Below are 21323 nucleotides of genomic sequence, written 5' to 3' on the forward strand. Positions count from 1 at the left end.
ATGGAGTGAACCGATGACCCGTCACCGCACGCACCGCCGCGCCGCCACCGCTCTCACCTGCTCCGTGCTCGCGCTCGGCCTCACGAGCTGCGTCTCCGTGCCGGAGAAGGAGGTGCCGACGGACAACGGCGCGTGCGAACTGCTGCGGCCGATCGCGCGCGACCTCGAACTCGGGCAACCCGCGGTCAGCACGCTCGACGACCGCGAGCGGTGCACCGCGGGCAGCCGCGACGCGGACCACCGCAAGTACGTGACGTTCACCGTGACGCTGGACGAGCGGGCGCTGTCGGAGTCCGTGTCCGGGCACGGCAAGCGCACCGACCTGACCCTCGGCGGGCGCGACGCCGTGATGCTGCTCGGCGACATCAACTCCGGCGAGTGCCAGGTCTTCCTCGACGCCGGCGACGGGTCGAGCGTGGTGCTCAGCCTCGTCCGCAACAACGCGATGACCCAGCAGACGTGCTCCGAGCTGGAACCGATCGCCGAGCGGGTGGCGGACGGGCTCGGCGCCGAGGGGTAGTTCCGCCGGCCGGTCAGCGGCTCCCGCGGTGTCGTGGTGACAGCGGATCTCAGCTGATCGGCCGGCGGGTGACGACCAGCGTCGCGTCGCTCACGCTCGCGATCCCCAGCGCGGGCGGACCCGGCACCGAGGGCGCGGGCGCGAGCTGTGGCGGCAGTCCCGGTGTGCGGTCGAGCACGCGCACCTCGCCCGCTCCCGGCGCCAGGTCGACGACCACGGTCACACCGCCGGAGGGCACCTCGCGCACCCACAGCTCCCACGGCTCACCGGCCGGTGCGACCTCCACGGCACCGCCCGGCACACCGTCGACGGCGAACCGCCGCACGGCCGGGCCGGTCACGACGAAGACCAGCTCGTCCGCGTCGCGCCGTGACGCGGCGGTGATCGCGACGCGCCTGCCGTCCGCGCCGTCGTCGTGCACGGTGGTCGTGGTGACCTCGGGGCCCTCCAGCGGCACAGCGGAGGCCGGGCCGCGCCGGACCGGGACGCGCCACCCCGGCCACACGTCCGCGACGTCCCCCGGGTCCACGTCGTCCGGGATGAACCGGCGGCTCCACGCGTCCGGCTCGGACCCGCTCATCCACACGGCCTGCCGCGACGCGGCGTCGAGCACGTACATGACGTCGGCTCGTCGGCCGGGCTCGCGAGGCGACGGTGCGAGCACCGCCGCGGCCAGCACCCCCACCGCGACGGCGGCGACGGCGCCGACGCCTCCCACGCGCACCGCGCGCCGGCGCGGCGTCGGGAGCACGGCGGGCAGCAGCGGCGTGATCAGACCGACCAGCACCACGGGCACGGCGACCAGCCCGATGCCGAGCGCATCGGTCAGCAGCGTGACGAGCGGCACGACGAGGAGCCCCAGCGGCACCACGGCGGCGGCCACCGCTGCCACCCGCGCCACCGGGCTCCGCACGCCGGAGGCGAGCACGGCGGCTGCCAGCAGGAGCCCCGCCGCGGGCCAGGTGAACACGTGACTGCCAGCGGGGATCAGCGCCGCCGTCACGCACGCCAGCACCACCCACAGGGCGACCGCGCCCGCGATCTGGTGTCGCGTGTCGGCGAACCGGTGGGTGACGCGCGTGAGCACGAGCCCGATCGCGATCGCGAGCAGCACGAACCCCGCCAGTGCCGGGCCGTGGTCCGCGATGTCGTAGTAGTCGGCGAACTCGGGGTGCGCGGCCCCGAGGAGGGGCGCGAGTCCGAACGCGGCGCCCGCGGCGAGCAGCGGGTGGCAGAGGGCGGCGAGGAGTCCTCGCGCGCTCCCGCGCCCGGTGAGCACGCCTCGCCCGCGCAGCCGCAGGAACACGGCGGCGGCGAGCGCGGCCACCGCTAGGGCGGCGGGCAGCGCGGCGGACACCGGATAGGACAGCAGCAGACCCGCGGCCACGAAGTAGACGCGGTTCCCGCCGGGGGTGTCCGCCAGATCGGCCGCTCCGAGCGACCGCGCGAGGCCGAGCGCGTACTCGCCCTGGTGCTGCACGGTCGCCGGGTCGACGTGCGAGACCGTGTCGTTCGACCCGTGGTAGTGGGTGTAGCCGCCGAGGTAGGCGATGTTCATCCCCTCGTGCCCCGCCTCCTTCAGCACCGTGAAGTCGGTGCGGTTGGGCAGGTAGCGGTAGGCGGCGTTGAACAGCGAACTGGTGCGCGCCTGCGGGACGTGCTCGGCGAGCGCTTCGATCAACCACCCGTCGTCGCCGCCGGTCTCGAACATCAGGCTGGGTCCGCGAGAGCCCCGCGCCTCGAAGTTCAGCACCACCGCGTCGCGGGGGAGGAACTCGGGGGAGCGGACCAGCGCCCGCGCACCCAGCAACCCGCTCTCCTCGGCGTCGGTGAACACGAACAGCACGTCGTTGCGCGGTGCCGGTCCCGACCGCAGTGCCCTGGCGGTCTCCAGCAGCACCGAGACCGGCACGCCCGCGTCGTTCGCGCCGGGACTCGTGGCCACCGAGTCGTAGTGGGTGACCAGCACGACGGGGCGCGTGCTCGTCGTGCCGGGGACGCGCGCCACCACGTTGTGCAGGCCCAAATCCGCGTAGCCGGCACCGGTGCCGGTGGGGGAGAGCTCGGGGGCGCTGGTCGCGGCGGCCGTGTCCTGCACCCTGGTCTCCAGCCCCAGTCCGCGCAGGACCGAGACCAGGTGCTCCCTGGTCTCGGCGTGCGCGGCGGAGCCGCTCGGGCGGGGCCGCTCGGCGATCCGCGCCACGTGCTCGACCGCCCGTGCCGCTGAGAACGTCTCCGCCGGAGCGTCCCGGCCGGCGGCCGGGGGCAGGCGCTCGGTCCACCACACCGCGGTCAGGCACAGCACCGCGAGCGCGAGGGCGACGACGGTCAGCGGTCCGCGCTTCTCCGCCGTCGGCTCCCGGTGCAGGTGGGACGGCACGGACCCGCCGCGGTCCCGTGCTCCGGGCCCGCCACCGTCCGGCCGCTCGGCCGACGGGTTCACGACGTGGGAGGCATCGCGTGTCCCGCGTGCCTCACGTGGTCGGGTGCCGTTCTGGGGCGCGGCGCCGAGCACGTCACGTCCATGCCCAGCACGGTCCGCGTGATCCGGTCCGCGATCCACGCGCACGCCGCTGTGCCGAGTTCGGCGGCGGCGCGCTGCCGGGCGTAGACGCGCACCAGCGGGTTGAACACGTACCCGAGACCGTCGGTCGGCTCGTCGGCGCGGCAGACGTCGATCACCTGGTGGTTGACGAGTTCGTCGAGCAGCCGCTGGTGGTCCTGGCCGGAGCGGCAGACGGCGGACGCGACGAACTCCGGGACGACCCGCAGGTCGCACAGGCTCAGCCCGAGCCACAGCTCACGGCCGGCCGGGGACAGCTGTTCGATGGTCGACGCGAGCCGCGCACCCTGGTCCAGCGCGCCGATCGACAGCTCCGCGACCCGCTCCCGCTCGTCGCGGAGGCGGTCCAGGAAGCGCGCCAGGCTCTGCGCCGGGCGCGCGCGCAGGCGAGCGGCGGAGGCCCGGATCGCGAGCGGGAAGCAGCCGCACAGCTCGACGATCCGCTTCGCGCAGACCGGTTCCCGTGAGACGCGTTCCGCGCCGATGAGCGACGTGAGCAGCTCCACCCCCTCCGCGGGAGCCAAACCGCCGACGCGGTGCTCGCGAACACCGGGGATCTCCAGGATGCTCGTCCGCGCGGTGCACAGCACGGCGCTCTCCCCGTTCGGCAGCAGCGCCTCGTACGAGGCCACGTCGGGCACGTCGTCGAGCACGATCAGCAGGCGCTTGTTCGCGATGAGGCTGCGGAACAGCGCGGCCCGGCCCGCGCGCGCGTCCGGCACCCGCTGCTCCGGCACGCCGAGCGCGTCGAGGAACCAGTACAGGACCTCCTCCGGTGGCACGGGGGCGGTGCTGCCGCGGAGGTCCGCGTACAACTGGCCGTCCGGGAAGTGCTCGCGGACCTGGTGGCCCACGTGCACGGCGAGGGTGGTCTTGCCGATGCCGCCGGCGCCGACCAGCGCGACCACCCGGCGCCCCTCCCCGGAACGGAGCTCCCAGCCGATCCGGTCGAGCAGCTCGTACCGGCCGGTGAAGTCCGCGACGTCCGCGGGCAGTTGCTCGGGCGTCTTGGCCGAGACCTGCCGCACGCGGTGGTGCTGGGACTGCGCGAGCGGTTCGCCCGCGATGATCCGCCGGTGGAGGTCCTGCAGCCGGGCGCCCGGCTCCAGGCCGAGGTTGTTGACCAGTGCCAACCGGCTGTTGCGGTACACCGCGAGCGCCTCGGCGCGGCGTTGCGACAGGTACAGCGCGGTCATGAGCTGCGCGTGGAGCCGTTCTCGCAGCGGGTACTCGGCGACCAGCGGCTTGAGCTCGCTGATCAGCTCCGCGTGGTGCCCGAGTGCCAGTTGCACGTCGAGCCGTTCCTCCAGCACCGAGAAGCTGCGTTCCTTCCACCGCGCCGCGACGGCCTGCACGATCGGACTGGGGAGGTCGGCGAACGGCTGTCCGTGGAACATCGACAGCGCCTTGTCGTACTCCGCGCTGGCGGCCACCAGGTCGTTCGCGGCGACCAGGTCCCGCGCGCGCTGGACCGCCCGCTCGAACAGGTGCGCGTCGAGGTCGTCGTCGGAGAGACGGATGCGGTAGCCGCCCTGTTCGGTCTCCACGAGGTCGGCCGGGGCGCCCGCGGACGCGAAGGCGTTGCGCAGGCGCCACACGCAGGTCTGGATCTGCTTGTCGGCGGTGGCGGGTGGCTCCGCGCTCCAGACCGCGTCGATCAGGGTGCTCACGGGAACGACTTTGTTCCCGTTGATGAGCAGTACGGCGAGGATGATCAGCTGCCGGTTCCTGCCAATTCGGAGGATTTTGCCGCGTATGGTCGCCTGCAACGGTCCCAGGATGCGAAAGAATACGTCTCGGTCATGCTCTCTGTTTTCGTGTGCTGTTGCGAGCGTGTCCGTGGACTGTAAGCGCGTGGTGGGCGGCGTAAAATACGACAATTGAACGTCCCTCGGTCGGAAGGCGCAGTAATTATGAATGCAACCATACCGTCACAAGGGTTAACAGCGCCCATCTGGGCGACCCTCTGTCATGCTGTCATAGCTCTCCGTTAGCACTCGTCGTGGAGTCGTCACAAGCGACTCCAGTACTGAAAGTGCCCGGTCTGTTTCGTGTCGCACCGCGACACATCGGATTCGAGGGCTTCCGACTTCCTCGGGTGATGACCGGGGCGGGTCGACTGTGCTTCGAGAAACCGGTGCCCGCTTCGGGAGTGGTTCTGTCGCGAAAGATGTCCCCGGCGTGCCCGAACGGGCATTTGATCAACTGTGTGGTGTGGTGTGCCGTGGTGATCGGAGCGGCGCTGCTCCGGCGGATTCGCGTGCGCTCGGTGGCGTGTCCGCATATTGTGGCCGCGGCTGTCGCTGCGGGAAGCGGCGCGCGGCGCTACGCAAGGTAGCGCAGCCGATTCTCACTCCGGTATCAACGCCCGGTCCGGCCAGAGCCGATCTCCCGCAGCGCCCGCACGTCGAGCTTGCCGCCGGGGGTGCGCGGCAACGCGGGAAGCAGGGTGAACCGGTCCGGACGCATGTAGCCGGGCAGCACCGCGGCCACGGCGCGGCGCAGGTCGGCCTCGGTGACCTCGGCGCAGGGCTCCACGAAGGCGTCGAGCTGCTCGGTCCCGGCGTCGCCGCGCAGCAGGACCGCGCAGTCGGCGACCGAGGGGTGGGCGCGCACCGCGGCCGCCACCTCGCGCAGTTCGATCCGGAACCCGCGCACCTTCACCTGGTCGTCCACGCGTCCGGTGATCCGCAGCCGTCCGTCCGGAGACCACCGGCCCCGGTCCCCGGTGCGGTAGAGGCGCGCGCCGGGCTCCAGGGGATCCGGCAGGAACCGCTCCGCGGTCAGGGAGGGGTTGCCGTGGTAGCCCAGTGCCACGCCCGGACCGCCGAGGTAGATCTCGCCGGTCACACCGGGGGGCACCGGACGCAGCAGCGGGTCGAGCACGTGGGCGCGGTAGCCGGCCACGGGACCGCCGACGGGGACGTCGCCGCTCGTGACCTCGGCCAGACCGCACCGCTGCGTCGTCGCCCACACCGCGCACTCGGTGGGTCCGTAGTCGTTGAACAGCGCGCTGTCCGGGCAGTCGAGCAGGTGCCGGGCGACCAGGCGCGGTGGTAGCGGCTCACCGCCGAGCGACACCGCTCGCAGTCGCGCGAGCGCCTCCGGCGCGGCGACCCGCAGCAGCAGGTCGTACTGGGAGGGCACGGCGTGGACGTGCGTGACGTGCGCGCGGTCGAGCAGCGCGGCGAGCGCGCCGGGATCGTGGGCCTCCGCTTCGGTGGGGAGCACCGCGGTGCCGCCGGTGGTCAGCGTCCAGAACAGGCCGCCGAACGCGCCGTCGAAGCACAGCGCGGGCAGCACGAGGTCGCGTTCCGGCGGTGAGGTCCCGGCCTGCCGGGCCGACGTCGAGGCGACGATCGCCCGGTGGTGCACGGCGATCCCCTTCGGCGTGCCCGTCGACCCGGAGGTGTAGACGACGTAGGCGGTGTCGTCGGGGAAGGTGGGCACGTCCGCCGCGACGCCCGTCGCGCCGGTCTGGTCCGCGAGGCTCAGCACGGGCACCGGCGGCACCGGGTCGGGGCGCCGGTGCGCGAGCAGCACCCCGGCACCGGAGTCGAGCAGGACGTGCCGGACCCGGTCCGGTGGGAACGCCGGATCGATCGGCACGAACGCCGCGCCCGCCTTGAGCACCCCGAGCATCGCCGTGACCGAGTCCGCGGCACGCTCGGCCAGCAGCCCGACGCGGTCGCCCGGCAGCACACCGCGGGCGCGCAGCACGCCCGCCAGCCGCTCGGCGCCCGCGTCCAGCTCGCGGTAGGTCAGCACGGTGTCACCGCACAGCACGGCCGGTGCGTCGGGTGTCCGCGCCGACCACCGCGCCACGAGCGAGTGCAGGCAGGTGTCCTCGACCGGGTGCGTCGCACCGCGCGACCACCGGTCCACGTCGGTCCGCTCGCGCTCGGTGAGCCCGGTCACCGCCCGGACCGGCACGTCGTCGAGGAGGGCGTCGAGGACGGTCACCAGCCGGTCCGCGAAGGTCTCGACCGCTTCCTGCCCGTACCGCCCGGCGTCGTGGTCGATGCGGAGCCGGTCGCCGTCGAGGAGCACGACGAGTTCGTGGAGCGCGCCGCCTCCTGGCACCCGGACGGGCGAGACGCGATGCGCGCCGATCAGCTCGGGTTCCACCGGCGCGGAACGGCCGACGGCGATCACCGCCCGCGTGAGCGGGTGGACGGGCACGCCGTCCGCGATCGCCTTCTCCGCCCGGCGCACGAACTCGCCGCCGCGCTCCCGTTCCGCCACCCGCAACCCGATCGCGACCGGCTCGGGGCCGGTCACGACCAGGTCGTTCGCCGCGGGCCCGCCGCAGCGGTGCAGCAGCAGCGCGACCCCGGCCGCCAGCACGGCGGTCTCCTGGAGACCGGCCGACCGCAGGCGGGAGACCACCGCTGCGGCCAGCCGGTGCACGGAGGCCGACGATCCGGACGACGACGGTCCGCGCTCCAGCGCGGCGGGCACGTCGACCACCGGCGGGGCCGGCACGTCCGCGCCGGTCCAGCCGTCGTCCCCGGCCGGGAACGACGCCGTCGGGTCGAGCAGCCACCGCAGCACCGCGTCGGGCGCGAGGGTCGGCGCGGTGACGACCCCCACGAGGAAGCGGTCCTCGGCGACGCGGGCCAGGAGCACCCGCGCGGACGTGGTGTCCGCGCGGGCGGCCGCGACCTCGTGCCGCAGCAGATGGCTCCAGTCCGACTCGGTGCCACCGGGCGCCACGTCCTGCGTGACCAGCCGCAGCGGCGGCCGCTCCTCGGCCACGCGAGCACGCAGCGAGTCGACGTCCAGCTCGCCGTGCACCAGCCAGAGACCTTCGACCAGGTGGTCCTCGTCGGACACGTGCCATCCCTCCTTCCGGTCCTCCGTTCTCGGAGCGACCGCCGTCAGAGCAGGACGCGCTCGTGCGCCGCGCCGCGGTGGGCGCGAGAGCGACGCAGGTCCCTGGTGACGACGGCCTTCTTCAGCCAGCGGTCGGTGCCGTCGAACCGGGCGCTGAACGCGCTGCGCCCGTGGACGGCCTTGTAGTTGTCGACCACCAGCAGGTCACCCGGGTCGAGCGCCACCTCGACCAGGTGCCGTTGCAGCTCTCCGGTCAGCGCGTCGAGCGCCGCGGCCGCCTCGGCGTCACCCGGCATCGCGGACATGAAGACCGGGTCGATGCGCAGGTAGGGCTGGTCGGGATGACCGAACAGCACCGCGCAGGGCTCGGGGGAGTCCTGCATGTGCTGCATCGGGTGCACCTCGCCGGAGCCCTCGACCAGCACGCGTGCCTGGTTGAGGTGCTCGTTGTCCGGCCGGATGAGGAACCGCGGCTGCGTCAGCACCGACCGGTGCTTCTGGTCCAGCTGCACCCCGTCGATGCCCGCGACGACGGTGGGCACCGCGTCGTGGTTGCGCAGACCGAGGAGCAGCAGGTAGTCGCACCGGTACGGGTGGAACCCGTCCTCGGTGTGCCAGGCCAGCTCGACGGTGCCGTGACCGCTCTGCTCCTTCTCCTGCGTCGGCATCGGCAGCACGTCGTGCACGAGCCTGCCGTTCTGCAACGTCGACCACCCGAAGATGTCGCCGAGCAGCCCGGCGACGAGCACGAGGAAGACCTCGTGCACCTCGGACTCGTCGTGCTCCTTGCGGTCCTGCCAGTCCAGCGGGGTCGGGCCGATGCGCTTGTCGTCCACGGGCAGCCCGTGGACGACCAGGGCGGGCACCGTCTCGTGCAGGCGCAGGGTTCGCAGCTCCTCGACCAGGGTGGTCGGCAGCCGGTGGGTCTGTTCGAGCGCCGTCGCGATCAGGTCCGGCGCCGTGCTCGACCCGTGTGCGGACAGCAGGTCCCTGCTCAGCGCGTCCAGCGTCGCCCCGTCCTCGGGGCTGAGCCGCACGTGCCGGACCACCGCCTGTTCGTTCCTCGTTCGCGTCCTGGAGTTCATGGATGCCATCCTCGATCCGGTCGAATCACGCGGAGGTGCCTTGCGGCACCACGTCCTCGGGGGCGGGAAGGTGCCCGTTGTCGACGAGGAAGCGGAAGGACGAGTGCGCCCACTGCTCGTTCACCGGCGGGCACTCGATGCCGGAACCCTCGAGAGCCTCGGTGAGCACGCGGCACTCGTCCAACGGGTTGACCCGCTTCTGCAGCTCGGGGTCCAGCGCCGCGTGCCGCATCGTGGCGACGCGCAGCAGCGGGGTCATCGGGAACAGGACGTGGTCCTCGTCCACCGCGAGCGCCTGCTGACGGGCGTCCTCCTCGTCCACGACGTTGAGGTCGTAGCCGAACGAGCGCAGCCACTTGTAGCACTGCTGCATCGTCGTCGGTTCCTTGTTCGTGACGTTGAAGGTCTTGCCGAAGTTCTCCTCCCGCAGCGACGTGTAGACGCAGGCCTGCACCGTGAAGTCCACCGGCACCGCGTTGATGACGTCGTCGTAGTACGGCAGGACACCGAGGTCCAGGAAGCCCTTGAGGTAGACGTAGAGGTAGTCGGTGTGGTGCGACGCGCCGGTGTCGGCGTGACCGGTGATCATCCACGGGCGGTGCACGGTCGTGGGCACGCCGCGGTCCCGCGCGATGTGGACGAGCTTCTCCGCGATCCACTTGCTGCGCGGGTAGCCGGTCGGGATCCGGATGGGCCGCTCGTCGAGGTCCTCCTCGGTGAACGGCCGCTCGGCGCCGGTGCCCATGAAGACGTCCACGCTGGAGATGAAGTGGACCGCCTTCAGCGTCTTCGTCGTGGCGAGGCGCAGCACCTCCTTGGTCCCCTCGACGTTCGCCGGCCGCGCGGCCTCGTACGGGAAGGTGAAGTTGACGACCGCGCCGCTGTGGTAGACGGAGTCCAGGAGCCCGGCGCAGGTGTCCCACTCCTCGTCGGAGAGCCCGAACCTCGGCTGGGCCAGGTCACCGAGGAGGATCTTCATCCGCGAGCGGTAGGACTCGTCCCACGCCTGGTAGCCGCGCAGCGTCTCCTCCAGCCGCTCCCATGCCGCGTCCTCGCTCTCCCCGCGCACCAGGCAGTGCACGGTCGCGTCGGTGCGCTTCACCAGCTCCACGGCCAGGAACGCGCCGAGGTAACCGGTCGCGCCCGTGACGAGCACGTCGTGCGGTGCCAGGAAGTCCGCGCGCGGCAGGTCGCCCGGCGTGATCTCCTCCGGCAGCGTGAGCTCGGCGTGCAGTTCCGCGAGCTGCTGCGCGTAGAGGACCTCGCTGTCCACGTTGTCCTGCTGGCGCCTGCTCTCCTCGATGGCCTGCGCCACACCGGCCACCGTCGGCACGCGGAAGATCTGCTCCACCGGCAGCGAGACGTCCTGCTGCCGCGAGAGCTGCGCGCTGAGACGGGCGACGAGCAGCGAGTTGCCGCCCAGCGCGAAGAAGTCGCCGGTGGCGCTGACCTTGGGAATGCCGAGCAGGTCGGCGAACGTCTCCGCGATCTCCGCTTCGAGCTGGGTCTGCGGCTCGACGAACTCGCCCGCGGCGAGCACCTCCGGGGCCGGCAGCGCCGCCGTGTCGATCTTGCCGTGCCGGGTGAGCGGCATCCGCTCCAGCGTGACGAACGCGCTCGGCACCATGTAGTCGGGAACCTGACCCAGCATGTGCTTGATCAGCGTCTCCTGAGCCAGCACCCGGCCGACGACCGGCACCACGTAGCCGACCAGTCGCGGTCCGCCCGGCTGGTCCTCGCGCACCGTCACGACCGCTTCGGCCACGAGCTGGTGGCGCAGCAGCACGTTCTCGATCTCCGACAGCTCGATGCGGAAACCGCGGATCTTGACCTGGGTGTCCGCGCGGCCGAGGAACTCGATCGCGCCGTCCGGCCGGTACTTCGCCAGGTCGCCGGTGCGGTACAGGCGGGCGCCGGGCGTGTCGGAGAACGGGTCGGGGAGGAAGCGCTCCGCCGTGGCCGCCGGCCGGTTGACGTAGCCGCGGGCGACGCCGCCACCACTGATGCAGAGCTCACCGGGAACGCCGGGCGGCACCGGGTTGAACTGCTTGTCCAGCAAGCGGATCTGCGTGTTGGGGATCGGGTGGCCGATCGGCACCCTGCTCGCCTCCGCGTCCGCACCGGTCACCCGGTGCACGGAGGCCCACACGGTCGCCTCGGTCGGGCCGTACTCGTTGAACAGCGCCGAGTTCGGCGCGCGGCGGAAGTGCTCGGCCACGAGGCCGGGCGGCAGCAGCTCGCCCGCCAGCACGGTCGTGCGCACCGACTCGTGCGCCTCCGGGTGCGACTCCAGCAGCACCGCGTACTGCGACGGCACGCCGTCGACGTGGGTGACCGACTTCGTCCTGATCAGGCCGCTCAGCAGCGCGGGGTCGAGCACCTCCTGCTCGTTCGGCAGCACCACGGTGCCACCGCGCCGCAGCGTCCAGTAGAGACCACCGCCGGAGGCGTCGAAGGTGAGCGGCGCGAGCACGAGGTAGCGCTCCGGCAGGCCCGGCTCCTCGCACACCGACCGCGCCACGGTCGAGGACACGATCTGCCGGTGCTCCACGGCGACGCCCTTGGGCCGGCCGGTGGACCCGGAGGTGTAGATGATGTACGCGAGGTCGTTCCCGGTCGTGTGCGTCTTCTGACGGGTGACGGCGGTGGCCGGGTCGCTCGTGGGGATCGTGACGCGGGTGATGTCGGGCAGCGTGTCCGAGAAGCGGGCGAGCACGTCCGGGGTGCCGACCAGCAGCGTGATGTCGGCGTCCTTCGCGATGACCTCGATGCGCTCCGCCGGGTAGGACGGGTCGAGCGGCACGTACGCGCCACCCGACTTGAGCACGCCGAGCAGCCCGGTCACGGCGTGCACGGAGCGGTCGCTGAGCACGCCGACGCGGCTCTCGGCGCCGACGCCGTGCTCGGCCAGTTCGGCGGCCAGCGCCTCGCCACGCAGGTCGAGGGAGGCGTAGGTCATCTCGGCGGTGCTGGAGGTGAGCGCGACACCGTCCGGGTTGGCCGCCGCCGCCTGCTCCACCAGCCCGTGCAGCGTCCACGGACCGGTGTGCTCGTGCTGCGTGGCGTTCCACGAGGTGATGCGCTCCCGCTCGTCCGCGGTCAGCAGCGGGAAGTCCGCGAGCGGACGCCGCGGCTCGGCGACCGCCGACTCCAGCAGCAGCAGGACGTGGGACAGCAGCCGTTCGACGGTTTCCCGGTCGAACAGGTCGGTGTTGTACTGCGCGCGCAGCGAGAGCTCACCGCCGCGGCGCACCGCGTACAGGTCGATGTCGTGCGGGGTCCAGGTCGTCACCAGGTCGACGGGCTGCGCGGTCGCGCTGGGCAGCTCCCTGGTCTCCCACTCCTCCTCGAAGGCGAAGAACGCCTGGAACAGCGGGGTGTGGCTGAGGTCGCGCAGCGGCTGGGCCGCCTCGACGATCTGCTCGAACGGCAGCCGCGCGTGCTCGACGGCCTCGCCGAGCGCCACCTCGGTGCGCGACACCAGGCTCGACAGGGACTCGCCGCCGTCGAGCTCGAACCGCAGCGGCAGCGTGTTCTCCAGCGGGCCGACGAGTTCGTCGCCGTCGGGGAGCCACGACGGGGGCACCGCGACGCCGACGGCGAAGTCGAGCTGCTGGGCGTACCGCGACAGCACGGACGCGTACCCGGCGAGGAGCACGTCGGACAGCGTGTGCCGCTCACCGCCGGCGTAGTCCTCCAGCGCGGCGCGCAGCGACGGCGGGACGGCGCTCGTGACCACGTCGGCGTCGATGGTCTTCGTCGGCGGGCGGGAGCGGTCGGTCGGCAGGTTCAACGTCGTGATCGCCGCCATGCGCGTGCGCCAGTAGTCGATGTCCTTGGCCGCGTCGTCGGTGCCGACCCACTCGCGCTGCGCGGCGCCGAGCGCGACGAGGTCGGCGACACCCGCGCCGCTCTCCTCCTCGGTTCCGCCCGTCAGCTCCGCGTACCGGGCCAGGACCTCGCGCACGAGCTTGCGCACGGACGGCCGGTCGGCGACGAGCTGGTGCGCGGTCAGCAGCAGGACGTGGTTCTCGGGGCTCACCCGCAGCAGGCTCGCCCGCACCAGCGGGCCCTGTGCCAGGTCGAAGCGGGTGCGGGCCTCGGTGGCGACCACCCGGGCGAGCTCGGCGTCGAGGTCGTCCGCGTTCAGGTCGACCACCGGCAGCGGCAGCGACGCCACCGGCTTCACCGTGGCCAGGGGGTGACCGTCCACCTCCCGGAAGGTCGTGCGCAGTACCTCGTGGCGCTGCACGGTCGCCGCCAGCGCCTGCTGCACGGCGGCCGAGTCGACCCGGCCGGTGAGCCGCACCGCGGTGCTGCTGTGCCAGGGGCGCTTCACGTCGAGCTGGACCAGGAGCCAGAGCCTGCGCTGCTCGAGGGTGAGGTTGCCGGGCGCTCCCTTGGCCGGCCCGTCCAGGAAGGTGACGAGCAGGGCGCGCTTCTCGTCGGCTGTCATGTTGCTGAGGTCGGGTTGCCTGCTCATCGTGGTTGACTCCCGTCGTCGCTGTCGGATGGCTTGTCAGGCGGAGCGTTCACGGACCGAGCGGGGACGCATGTCGGTCCAGACCTTCTCGATGTGCTTCAGGCACTCCTGCTTCGTCCCGGTCGCGCCTTCGGCGGTCCAGCCCGCCGGGAGCTGCCGGTCGGCGAACCAGATGGAGTACTGCTCCTGCTCGTTGACGACGACCTGGAAGGTCGTGTCGGCGTCGTCGATGCCCATGCCGGTCTCCTCGTGGTTGTCGTGCGGTCCGGTGGTCCTGGTCAGTTGAGCTGGCGGAGGAGCTGGTCGACCTCGTCGTCCGACATGCCGGCGAGGAGGTCCTGAGACAGCCCCCGCCGGCCTGTCGCGCGCCCGTCGCGCTCGCGTTCCAGCCGCTCGATCGCGCCCGCGAGGCCCGCGGGGCTCGGGTCGCGGAAGAAGTCGCGGATGGGCACGAGCACGCCGAACTCGGCCCGGACGCGGCTGATCAGCTTGGCCGCGAGCAGCGAGTGCCCGCCGAGGGAGAAGAAGTCGGCGTGCATCCCGAACTCCCGCACCGGGACGACGTCGCGGAAGATCGCGAGCACACGTCGCTCCGTCGCGGTGCGCGGCCGCACGTCGGTCTCGACCGCGCGCGCCGCCAGCCGGGGCGGCGCGGGCAGCGCGGCGTGGTCGATCGTGCCGTCGGACGCGGTGGGGATCTCGTCGACGACGGCCACCAGCGCGGGCACCTCGTGCGGGGGCAGCACGGCCTGCGCGCGAGCTCGCACCCGTGCGGCGACGGCGTCGCGCTCGCGGTCGGAGCGCACGGTCTCCTCGGGCACCACCCACGCGACCAGCTCGCCGTCTCCCGCTCCCGCGGCCACCGCGGCCCGCACCCCGTCGAGCGCGGCCAGCTCGCGCTCCACCGCGGCCAGCGCGACGACGTGGTCGCCGACGACGAGCCTGCCGCGCGCCGGGCCGATGAGTTCGAGCTCGCCGTTCCCGGTGTGGCGGCAGCGCAGCCCGGTCGGCTCGGCCGGGTGCCCGGTCCCCGCGACGTGCAGGTCGCCGACCAGCCCGATCGGCACCGGATCGCCCGCGATGTCGAGGAGGCGCCGGGTGGTCCCGGCCAGCGGTGGGCCGAGGTGGCGGCCGAGGGAGCGGTCCAGCGGCGCGAGGTCGACGGGCAGGCCGTAGGGAGGCGCGGTGCGCCAGAGGAAGACCGGGTGTCCCGTGCGCGCCAGCGCGTCGGCGAGGTCAGGGGCGACGACCTCGTCCCGGCACACCAGCCTGGTGCCCTGCGGCGGCTGCCAGCCGCTGGTGAGCGCCTTGCGCCAGGTCGGCGCGTCGGCGAGCACGAACGCGGCGGGCGGCCCGCTCGGTCCGGCGTCCTGGCTCACCAGGAGCAGGCTGCGTGCCCGCACGAGCGGGAGCAGCAGGTCGACGGGGTGCGGTGCTCCGGTGCCGGCGAGCAGCAGGACGTCGTCGTCGGGGGTGATCGAGAGCCGGTCGGCGACGGCGGTCAGCGTCGCGGTGAGCGACCGGTGCGACAGCACGGCGGCGTGCTCCCCGCCGCGGTGGGGCACCCGCCACGCGGGCCCGTTGAGGTCCGCCGCGGGCGCGGAGGCGACCGGGTCGAACCGCGGTCCGGTCGTGATCAGCCAGCCGCCCGGCTCGTCCTCCGCGTGCCGCACGAACGCTCCCGCGCGATCGTGCTTGCGGCCGTAGGCGAGCACCGCACCGACGTCGAACACGGCGAGGAGCACGGCGACCAGCGCGGCGGAGGGCACCGGTGGTGTGGTCACCACGACGCCGGGTCCCGCGATGCCGTCCGCCCGCAGCCGCGCCGCGAGGTCCGCGGCCCACTGCCGCAGCTCGGGCAGCGTCAGCACCGCGTCCGCCGCGGACAGCACCACGTCGTCGGCGCGACGCGCGGCGAGCAGTTCGAGCACGGTCCGGTCGGCGGGAGTGCCGGCCGGACCGACGGCCCAGCGCTCGGCCGCCGTCCTGTCGGCGGGTCCGGCGGCGGGCAGTGCGCCGATCGGCGCGTCCGGGTCGCGCAGTGCGTGCACCAGGACGGCGCGGTGCAGGTCGAGAACGCGTGCCGCGGTCCGCTCGTCGTAGAGGCCGAGGTCGTGGTCCAGCCGCAGCCGCAGCCGGTCGCCGTCGGGCAGCACGGTGAGCCACAGGTCGAACTTCGCCGCCGTCGGGCCCAGCTCGACCGCGGACATCGTCAGGTCGGGCAGCGTCAAGCTCACGCCGGGCGTGTTCTGCATGGAGAACATGACGTCGAACAGCGGGTTGCGGTCCAGCACGCGGGTCTGCCGCAGTTCCTGCACCAGCCGGTCGAACGGCATCCGGTCGTGCGAGAACGCGCTGAGGCAGGTGTCGCGGACCGCGGCGACCGCCGCGGAGAACGGCTGCTCCGGCGCGAGCCCGGTGCGCAGCACCAGGGTGTTGGCGAAGTAGCCGACCAGCTGCTCGGCGTCGGGGTGGTGCCTTCCCGCCACCGGCGTGCCGACGGCGATGTCGTCCTGGCCGGTGATCCGGGCCAGCGCGACCTTGAACGCGGCCAGGAGCACCATGAACGGTGTCGCGCCCGCGCGGTCGGCCAGTCCGTTCAGCTCGCCCACGAGCTGGGCGTCGAGTTCGATCTCCACCCTGCCGCCCGCGCCGCCGCGCCGGTCGCGGGGCCGGTCGACGGGCAGCCGCAGCGGCGCGGTCCCGGTGACCGTGTCCCGCCAGTGGGCGACGAGCTCGTCCATCCGCTGCTCGGTCAGGTTCTGCTCCTGCCACGCGACGTAGTCGGCGTACTGGACGGGCAGCTCGGGCAGGTCGGAGGGCCTGCCCTCGCGCAGCGCCTGGTACGTGGTCGCGAGGTCGCGGTAGAACACGTCCATCGACCAGCCGTCGCACACCATGTGGTGGATGACCACGACGAGGGTGTGGGCGTGCCGGGACTCCCGCACGAGCGCCACCCGCACGAGCGGCGGCGCGTCGAACGTGAACGGCAGCGCCGCCTGGTCCGCGGCCAGCCGCCGCACCGAGGCGAGAGCGGCGTCGGCGGACAGGTGGGTGCAGTCGACCACCGCCAGCGACACCAGCGTCTCGGGCACGACGAGCTGGTGCGGATCGCCGTCGACGAGGCCGATGCCGGTGCGCAGGCTCTCGTGCCGCGCCACCACCTCGTTCAGCGCCCGTTGCAGCATCACGACGTCCAGCTCGCCGGTCAGCCGGACCGCGCTCACCACGTTGTACGCGGCGTTGCTCGCGGGGTCCAGCTGGCAGAGGAACCACAGTCGGCGCTGCGCGGGCGCGGCGGACAGGACGAAGTAGTCGCCGTAGTCGCGCGACTCCCCGCCGCCGACACCTCCGGCGAAGGACGAGCTGCTCATCGGTTGCACCCCCGTTCGGTGCGGGCCCCGCCCAGCTCGGTCTCGACGAACTGGACGATGGCGCGCTCGTGGTCCTGGACGAAGAAGTGCCCGCCGGTGAACTCCGTGACGGTGCAGGAGACGGAGGTCTGTTCCGCCCACCCCCCGTCGCCCGGTCGCACCAGCGGGTCCTCGGTGCCGCGCAGGACGTGGACGGGCGTCGGCAGAGGTGGTCGCGGCTGGTACTGGTAGGTCTCGGCGAGGGTGAGGTCGGCCCGGATCGTGGGCAGCATCAGCCGGAGGAGCTCGTCGTACTGGGGCAGGTCCGGCTCGTCGCCGGCGCCGAGACCGTCCCACGTGCGCAGCTGCGCGAGCAGCTGGTCGTCCGGCAGGTGGTGCACCTGGTCCGTGTCGCCGTACTGCGGAGCGTCGCGGCCGGCGACGAACAACGCCGAGGGCAGCGGCAGGTTCCGCGCCTGCAGCTCGCGCGTGAGCTCGAACGCCACCAGCGCGCCCATGCTGTGCCCGTAGAAGGCGTACGGGCGGCCGGTGAGCGGCCGCAGCGCGTCGGCCAGCAGCGGGACGAGTCCGTCCATCTCCGTCGCCGGGGGCTCGCTCATCCGCGCCTCGCGGCCGGGGAGCAGCACGGCGGTGACGCGGACCGACGACGCGTGGGCGTGCCACGTCCGGAACGTCGAGCTGCTCCCTCCGGCGTGCGGGAAGCACACCACCTGGTGCGTCGCGGCTGGCACGTCGCCGAACGACGTGAACCACCCCGGACGTGGTCGGACCGTGTGCACGAGCACCTCCGTCGGGACGGTGGAGAACGGGAAATCCGAGCGACTCCGGCGACCGGCCGCTCGTTCACCGGCCGGTCGTGGCGGGCGTCTAATTCCTAGCAGTTTTACCCGCGGGGTCGTCAAGAAAGGCGGGCCGGGTTAAGAGGTGAGCGGTACGGAAGTGAGAGCCAGTCGAGAGGGGCGTCACATAAATTCACCGGGGAACCTGCCTCCCGATTCTTCTGCCGCTGCGACACGGGAATGGAATGCGCTGATGCCGAACCGAGCTTTCCGCACCCTCGCGCACGCGCTCGTCCACAACGCTGCGCACCGCGGTGACCAGATCGCGTACGAGTACCTGCACGACGACGGCCGGGTCGACGCGATCACCTACCGCGAACTGCTGACCAGGGCGTCGCGGGCCGCAGCTCGGTTGCGTCCCGAGGGCGCGTCGCCGGAGCCCGCACTGCTGCTCTACCCGCCCGGCCTGGACTTCGTCGTGGCCATGTGGGCCTGCCTCCTCGCAGGTGTGCCCGCAGTGCCCGCCTATCCGCCGCTGCTGGGCGCGAGCGAGCGCATCGCCGCCCGGTTCGCCCGCGTGCTGGCCGACTCCCGTGCGACGACGCTGCTCGCCGACCCCGGTGTGCTCGGCGTGCTCACCGCGAGCGCGCCCGACCTGGTGCTGCCCGACGTGATCGCGCTCGACGCCGAGGGACCCGCGACGCCGCCCGCCGCCCTGCCGGGCGAGGACGACGTCGCGCTCATCCAGTACACCTCGGGCAGCACCGGCAAGCCGAAAGGCGTCGTCCTGCGGCACCGCAACCTGATCGCCAACATCGAGGGAATCGCATCGGTGTTCGGCCTTGACGAGTCCGCCAGGGTCGTGTCGTGGCTGCCGCCGTACCACGACATGGGGTTGATCGGATTCATACTCACCCCGGTGCACGGAGGATTTCCGGTGCGCCTGATGTCACCCGTGCACTTCCTGAAGAATCCGCTGACGTGGCTGCGGCAGATCAGTGATCTCGGCGTCACCCACACCGGCGGCCCGAACTTCGCCTACGACCTGTGCCTGCGCCGCGCCACCGCCGACCTGTCCGAGCTGGACCTGAGCACCTGGCGCCTGGCGTTCAACGGCGCCGAGCCGGTCCGGCAGCGGACCATCACGGACTTCGCGCAACGCTTCGCCCCCCACGGCTTCCGCCCCGAGGCGTTCCTCCCGTGCTACGGCCTCGCCGAGGCGACTCTCATCGTCACCGGCAGGCACTGGTCGGCCGCGGACGGCGTGGACGAGGAGGGCAGGGTGGACTGCGGTCCGGTGATCGCCGGGCACGACCTCGTGATCGTCGATCCCGACACCGGCACCCCCGTGCCGGCAGGAACCGAGGGCGAGATCTGGCTCAGCGGCCCCAGCGTCAGCGCGGGCTACTGGAACGACGAGGCGGACGGCGAGTCGTTCGCCGTGCTCGACGGCGTGCGGCACCTGCGCACCGGCGACCTCGGCCGACTGCGTCAGGAGCACCTGGTCGTCACGGGCAGGCGCAAGGACGTGCTGATCCAGAACGGGGTCAACCACCACGCCCACGACCTGGAGTCGGCCGCCGTGGAGGACAACCCGCTCCTGCGGCCGACCGCGGCGGCGTTCAGCGGCCCGGACGACACGGTGGTGATCGCGGTCGAACTCGCGGGCGCGGGCCACTCGCCGGAGCACGTCGCCGAGGACGTCCGAGCCAGGGTGCTGGCCGGGACCGGCGTGCGGGTCGACGCGGTCGCGCTCTGCCGGCCGCGCTCCCTCCCGCGCACGACGAGCGGCAAGATCCAGCGGTCGCTCGCCCGCACGCGCTACCTGGCCGGTGAGCTGACCGGACAGGTCGTCGCCACCACGCCCGCCGTCCCCGGCCCGCAGGCGGACGTGATCGCCGGGTTCCTCTCGACGGTGTTCGCCGCCGTCTGCGAGGTGCCCGCCTGCTCACCGACCGACACGCTCACCGCGCTCGGCGGAGATTCCGTGCGGGCCGCGGAGATCGCGGGCGTCGTGGAGGACGCGCTCACACTGCCGGTGCCGGTCGAGCTGGTGCTGGTCGCCCAGTCCCCCAAGGAGCTGACGGTGCGGCTGGCCGCGCTGTGGGCGCGTGACGGCGTCGCGCCCGCGGAGGCCACCGCGCGCGTCCGCACCGCGATGGCGAGGGGTTCCGCGTGATGGCGCGTCCCGCCGACCCCCGACCGGAGGACCTCGGAGCTGAGGGGTCCTCCGTCTCCGCGGACCTCGGCCGCACGCTGCTCGCCAGGTGGCGCGCGCGGACGCCGGAGGAGCCCACCCCCGGGGTGAACCCGATCCAGCTCGGCCTGCGGCTGTTCGAGGAGCTCAACCCCGGCACCGCCGTGAACGTGCTGCGGTTCGACGCCGAGGTCGACGGCCCGGTCCGCGCCGACGACCTCGCGGCCGCGCTGGCCGCGCTGGCCCGGCGGCATCCCGTCCTGCGCACCACGTTCCCGCGTGCGGACCGGACGGCCTGCGTGGTCGCCGACGAGGTCGTGCCCGACCTGACGGTCGTCGACCTCACCGACCGGGACCCCGCTGCCGGTCGCGCGCAGGCACGCGCGGACGCGTCGGCCCGCGCCGACGAGCCGATGGACCTCGCCGCAGGACCGCTGTGGCGCGTCGCGCTGTGGCAGCTGCGCGACGGCACGGCGGTGCTGCAACTGCTCGCGCACCACGTCGTCGCCGACGGGTGGTCGCTGCGCGTGTTCCTCGCCGAGCTGTCCGCGCTCTACGCCGGACAGCCGCTGCCCCCGGCCACCCCGCTGCCCGCGATCCCGGCCGAGCCCGGCGACGCGGACCTGGCGGCGTGGCGCGAGCGGCTGGCCGGCGCGCCTCCGCTGGCCCTGCCGACCGACCGGCCGAGGCCCGCACGGCGCCGGTTCCGCTCCGGCCAGGTCCCGGTGACGCTCCGCGGCGATCTGCTGCGCGGCGTCGCTGAACTGGCCGCGGCCGAGGGCGTCACCCCGTTCATGGTGCTGCTGGCCGCGCTGCACCTGGTGCTCGCGAGGACCGCCGGACACGCGGACGTCACGGTCGGCTCGCCGGTGGCGACGCGAGCACGCCACCGGGCACCGGGCGCCATCGGCCCACTCGCGACGATGATCGCGCTGCGCACCGACACCACGTCCGCGCGCACCCCGCGCGACGTGCTCCACGCGGTCCGCGACACCTGCCTGGACGCCTACGGACGCGTGCACGTGCCGCTCGAAGCCGTGATGGGGAAGACGGCGGACAACGGCCCGGTGTACGACGTGCTGCTGGTGCTGCAGGACGATCTGCCCCCGGCGCACCTCGGCGATCTCGCCGTGCGCCCGCTGACCGCGGCGCCCTCGGGCATCCGGCACGACTACGAGCTGTACCTGTGGCAGGGCGAGGATCACCTCACCGGCTTCCTCAGCTACGACACCGACCTGTTCGACCCGGCCACCGCCGCTCTGCTCGCCGACCGCTTCACCGCCGCGGTCGCCGCGCTGGTCGACCGCCTCGACAGCCCGCTGTCCGACGTGGACGTCACGACGGACGAGGAGGTGGCACGCCGGGACGCGTTGACCCGGTCGCCGGTCGTTCCCGACGCGTCGACGTGTCTGCACCGGTTGGTGGAGGGGCAGGTGGATCGGTCGCCGGGTGCGGTGGCGGTGCGTGCGGTGGACGGGGTGTTGAC

Annotated in this window: 11 protein-coding genes; 3 read left to right on the top strand and 8 right to left on the bottom strand. The window is 73.1% G+C overall.

Annotation, left to right across the window (positions count from 1 at the left end; all coding sequences use genetic code 11):
* Positions 1 to 13: 13 nt before the first annotated feature.
* Positions 14 to 520, top strand: coding sequence for a hypothetical protein (locus IMZ35_RS25335; protein ID WP_199443692.1), 507 nt, complete (start codon positions 14 to 16; stop codon positions 518 to 520).
* A 49-nt stretch (positions 521 to 569) separates the two neighbouring features.
* Here IMZ35_RS25335 and IMZ35_RS25340 read toward each other — a convergent pair whose 3' ends face one another.
* The 8 genes from IMZ35_RS25340 to IMZ35_RS25375 form a co-directional block, all read right to left on the bottom strand.
* Positions 570 to 2900 carry a M28 family peptidase gene (locus IMZ35_RS25340; RefSeq protein WP_199443693.1) on the bottom strand — a complete coding sequence of 777 codons (2331 nt, stop codon included), beginning with the start codon at positions 2898 to 2900 and terminating at the stop codon, positions 570 to 572.
* Positions 2901 to 2959: 59 nt separating this feature from the next.
* Positions 2960 to 4963, bottom strand: a complete 2004-nt coding sequence (locus tag IMZ35_RS25345; protein ID WP_307868755.1) for an AfsR/SARP family transcriptional regulator — start codon at positions 4961 to 4963, stop codon at positions 2960 to 2962.
* Positions 4964 to 5444: 481 nt separating this feature from the next.
* Positions 5445 to 7919, bottom strand: a complete 2475-nt coding sequence (locus IMZ35_RS25350; protein ID WP_199443695.1) for an amino acid adenylation domain-containing protein — start codon at positions 7917 to 7919, stop codon at positions 5445 to 5447.
* A gap of 44 nt (positions 7920 to 7963) precedes the next feature.
* Positions 7964 to 9004, bottom strand: coding sequence for a guanitoxin biosynthesis L-enduracididine beta-hydroxylase GntD (gene gntD, locus IMZ35_RS25355; protein ID WP_199443696.1), 1041 nt, complete (start codon positions 9002 to 9004; stop codon positions 7964 to 7966).
* A gap of 25 nt (positions 9005 to 9029) precedes the next feature.
* Complete coding sequence (locus IMZ35_RS25360) at positions 9030 to 13487, bottom strand: non-ribosomal peptide synthetase family protein (protein WP_199443697.1); 4458 nt, start codon at positions 13485 to 13487, stop codon at positions 9030 to 9032.
* A gap of 36 nt (positions 13488 to 13523) precedes the next feature.
* Positions 13524 to 13724, bottom strand: coding sequence for an MbtH family protein (locus tag IMZ35_RS25365; protein WP_199443698.1), 201 nt, complete (start codon positions 13722 to 13724; stop codon positions 13524 to 13526).
* Between the two features lie 41 nt (positions 13725 to 13765).
* Positions 13766 to 16861 carry a condensation domain-containing protein gene (locus IMZ35_RS25370; protein WP_199443699.1) on the bottom strand — a complete coding sequence of 1032 codons (3096 nt, stop codon included), beginning with the start codon at positions 16859 to 16861 and terminating at the stop codon, positions 13766 to 13768.
* Positions 16858 to 17592 (bottom strand): thioesterase II family protein, encoded by a 735-nt coding sequence (locus tag IMZ35_RS25375; RefSeq protein WP_199443700.1) that lies wholly within the window; start codon positions 17590 to 17592, stop codon positions 16858 to 16860. The genes IMZ35_RS25370 and IMZ35_RS25375 overlap by 4 nt, the downstream gene beginning before the upstream one ends.
* A 301-nt stretch (positions 17593 to 17893) precedes the next feature.
* On the opposite strand from IMZ35_RS25375, the gene IMZ35_RS25380 reads away from it, so the two are divergent.
* Positions 17894 to 19819, top strand: coding sequence for an AMP-binding protein (locus IMZ35_RS25380; protein WP_199443701.1), 1926 nt, complete (start codon positions 17894 to 17896; stop codon positions 19817 to 19819).
* Positions 19819 to 21323: condensation domain-containing protein (locus IMZ35_RS25385; protein WP_229373176.1), on the top strand; the 1505-nt coding region annotated here is incomplete at its 3' end. The genes IMZ35_RS25380 and IMZ35_RS25385, both read left to right, overlap by 1 nt.

It is taken from the genome of Umezawaea beigongshangensis, assembly GCF_016464305.1.
GTDB classification, from domain to species: Bacteria; Actinomycetota; Actinomycetes; order Mycobacteriales; family Pseudonocardiaceae; genus Umezawaea_A; species Umezawaea_A beigongshangensis.

What these genes read in the sequence shown, in the direction of transcription:
- IMZ35_RS25370 (WP_199443699.1), bottom strand. Translation starts at nt 16,861, where the DNA reads ATGAGCAGCTCGTCCTTCGCCGGAGGTGTCGGCGGCGGGGAGTCGCGC.
- IMZ35_RS25335 (WP_199443692.1), top strand. Translation starts at nt 14, where the DNA reads ATGACCCGTCACCGCACGCACCGCCGCGCCGCCACCGCTCTCACCTGC.
- IMZ35_RS25380 (WP_199443701.1), top strand. Translation starts at nt 17,894, where the DNA reads ATGCCGAACCGAGCTTTCCGCACCCTCGCGCACGCGCTCGTCCACAAC.
- IMZ35_RS25365 (WP_199443698.1), bottom strand. Translation starts at nt 13,724, where the DNA reads ATGGGCATCGACGACGCCGACACGACCTTCCAGGTCGTCGTCAACGAG.
- gntD (WP_199443696.1), bottom strand. Translation starts at nt 9,004, where the DNA reads ATGAACTCCAGGACGCGAACGAGGAACGAACAGGCGGTGGTCCGGCAC.
- IMZ35_RS25360 (WP_199443697.1), bottom strand. Translation starts at nt 13,487, where the DNA reads ATGAGCAGGCAACCCGACCTCAGCAACATGACAGCCGACGAGAAGCGC.